Raw genomic sequence first — 2,838 nt, 5'->3', positions numbered from 1 at the left:
GAATACCCCCTAGCTATTTTTTGGGCGGAATTTTGCATTAACTCCAACCCCCGACCGAAGCGATTCCAGACTGAAAGCCTTAAAAAAAACAGTCGTACTAGCAGTTAACCCCCTTCACTCAGCTCAAGCCATCCTGAGGGGCGAGGGCAGAAAACCAACGATACATGAAAGGATTGATATGACTTAGACCGACAAACACGACAATTTAAGAGCGGTGGGGATAGCAAAAATCCCCAAGCCTGAGAACAAGGGGATTTTGCGTTTCCTGCCAAGTTTGAAACTTTTCAGGAATGAATCAAATGCAAATCTCATTAAGACTAGGGAAATTGCAATTGACCGTTACGATTGATACGCGGATTATTTTAGCCGTCATCATGATGTTCAGTCAATAACCCACGACAAGAAGGTCGTCTGAAATGTTTCAGACGACCTTTTATCATTGTGCCGACCCGACGACACCGCCACGCGCTGCGAACTGTTCGCCCGCTTCAGCATAGCCGTCATACATCAAATTTTGAGGGCTTTTCCCGCCCAAACTGACGACTTGACTAGAATCGCTGTTTACAGGCTGAATTTGACGGTTTTGGACGTATTCGCGGGGCTGTTCCTTGTAGGGATTAAAGGGCAAGCCGTTTTTCGCGTATTCATTGCAAGTTTTTTTGTCTATCTCTTTTATGACTGTGCCTTGAGAGCTATAACAAGAGCAACCTGACACGCCGCCTGAAATACAGGCTACAGGATATTCAAGCTGTTTCACCTGTCTGATATTGTCATAAAGCGGTTTTGATTCGACCATACCTTCTATTTTTGGCTCAAGCATTTCTTTCGTCAGGTTTTTATTCTGATTCTGCGATATTTTATGACCTATTTCACGAGCAGACGCCGCCGACCCCTGTTCAGCCGTCTTTTTGACCGTTTCGGAAGCTACAACAGATTTTTCAGACACTGACGAAACATCTTCAGACGGTGCGCCCAAACCTGTTAAAAGTTTGAAACCCCAATACGCCGTTATTCCAAATACTATAAGAGATATAGGAATGACCCACAAAACACGACTTTTCGGCGTTTGAACTTTGGTATGAATCTCAGCCGACTTATACAAAGCGAATGCCTTTTTATCTAACTTGTACACTTCAGCACGGGCGTTTTTCATTTCAACTTTTGGATTATTGGCGCAATAATCCCAAAAATAACGCATACGGACACCGAGCGGCGTTTTATGTATATGATAGTGAGCACCGACCAAATCGCGTACATGTTTATCAATTCGACCAGGCATTTGGGTTATCAGAATAATATCAATACCCGAATGTCTATGAATGTGAAGCCATTCAATTAATTCAGGCGTTTTTGAACCAGCAGAGCGTGGCGGAAATACGTTTTGTGCTTCGTCAATAATCACAACAGAACCATGATTTTCAGGATACTTAAGCCAAACATTCATATCTTTAATATCATGACCTTCAGGAATTTTTTCCGTCTTTATCGTCAATTCTGGAATGCCTTCAGTGAAAATTTTTCTATCCGCCCATTCCTTTTTTACTTTTTTTGCCAAATCCGAAACAACCGACAAAGTTTTACCCGAACCTGGAACACCTGTAATCAAAGTAATCATTTTTATCCTTTATTTCAAAAATTTAAACGAACGATAAGACGACCATATACCCAGCGAAAACGCAAAACCGCCAAAAATAATATTCAAGGCTTCGGGTATTCCCGCAAGACCGAGCAAACCTATTAAATCGGCAGGCATTTGAAAATAATTCCGCGTTACATAATCCAAAACCCCATCCACCGCTATTGACAATCCTTCATAAGATACAAGACTCACACCCAAACCCAACAAAATTTGAAAAAAGGCGTTTTTAAGCATCGGAAGAAGAGCAATAAACAAACTGCCCAAATACTGAAGCAAGACACGTCCAAAAGCAGCCAAAGCAGGCATTTTTATCCTTTCATACTATTCACAGTTTTAAAAATCATCATTGCCGAAGTGAAATAGGCTAACGTGATAAAAACATATCGGAGTTTTTCAGCGGCTTCACACACAAAAGAAAGCGTTAAACTATGGCGACCAAACTGACCAAAATCCAACTGAATGTCTTTAGGACAATAACCGCCCGTAGAGAAAGCAGAGGAGGGCGAAAACTTGCCAAATCCACCATCCGACTTCAGACCACCCCAATCAGGTTCTCCACCTCCATCGGGCGCAGACGGCATATCGCCTAAATCGCCAGAACTATCTGAACCTGTTCCCGTTCCTGTTCCCGTTGTTCCTGTTCCCGTTCCTGTTCCCGTTCCTGTCGTTCCACTTTGACCGCTTCCGCCGTTCTTTCCGCCCCCTTGCATTCCGCCGTCGGGCGTTGTGGCGTGGTCGGCTCCGCCTCGACCACCGCCACCACCGCCCCCAGCGGACGAACTATTAGGGCTTGATGATTGGCCGTCTTTCTTTTCAGTGGAACTTGAAGAGCCAGTAGAACCGACAGTTGAACTTTCTGTTTTAGGCTTGTGTTTATAAGTGCAGACTACAGAAAAGGTGCCGTTCGATTTTTTACCAAAAGTCATATTAGAACCGGGACCGCAATCACCCTCTTGACTAGAAACCCTCTCCCTTTCAATTGGGGCTGAACCCAAAGGACGACCGCCACGACCGTCAGGCTCATAAATTTGACAGAAAGTTCCACCGCTAGTATGTTCAACCATTCTCATGGCCCAACCATGCTTATCTGTACCCGAACACGCGCCCTCATATGTGTCAGAGACTGCGCCTGTCATTTCATTAACGTAAATATTTTCGAGTTTTTTAGAACCTGTACCGCCACTTCCTGAATTTCCACC

At 44.2% G+C, this 2,838-nt stretch carries 3 protein-coding genes; all 3 read right to left on the bottom strand.

What is annotated here, in order from left to right:
- Nucleotides 1-436: 436 nt before the first annotated feature.
- Nucleotides 437-1,615: a zonular occludens toxin domain-containing protein gene (locus tag HMPREF2608_RS03015; protein WP_070825932.1), complete on the bottom strand. Its 1,179-nt coding sequence runs from the start codon at nucleotides 1,613-1,615 to the stop codon at nucleotides 437-439.
- A gap of 9 nt (nucleotides 1,616-1,624) precedes the next feature.
- The gene (locus HMPREF2608_RS03010; RefSeq protein ID WP_070825931.1) at nucleotides 1,625-1,945 is read right to left on the bottom strand and encodes a DUF2523 domain-containing protein; all 321 of its coding nucleotides are present in this window, start codon (nucleotides 1,943-1,945) and stop codon (nucleotides 1,625-1,627) included.
- A 2-nt stretch (nucleotides 1,946-1,947) separates the two neighbouring features.
- A partial coding sequence (locus tag HMPREF2608_RS11435; RefSeq protein WP_283122284.1) for a virulence factor TspB C-terminal domain-related protein occupies nucleotides 1,948-2,838 on the bottom strand: 891 nt, incomplete at its 5' end.

The sequence above is a fragment of the Neisseria sp. HMSC064D07 genome (assembly GCF_001837185.1).
Lineage (GTDB): Bacteria > Pseudomonadota > Gammaproteobacteria > Burkholderiales > Neisseriaceae > Neisseria > Neisseria flavescens_C.
This window is presented reverse-complemented; position numbering and strand designations above follow the sequence as displayed.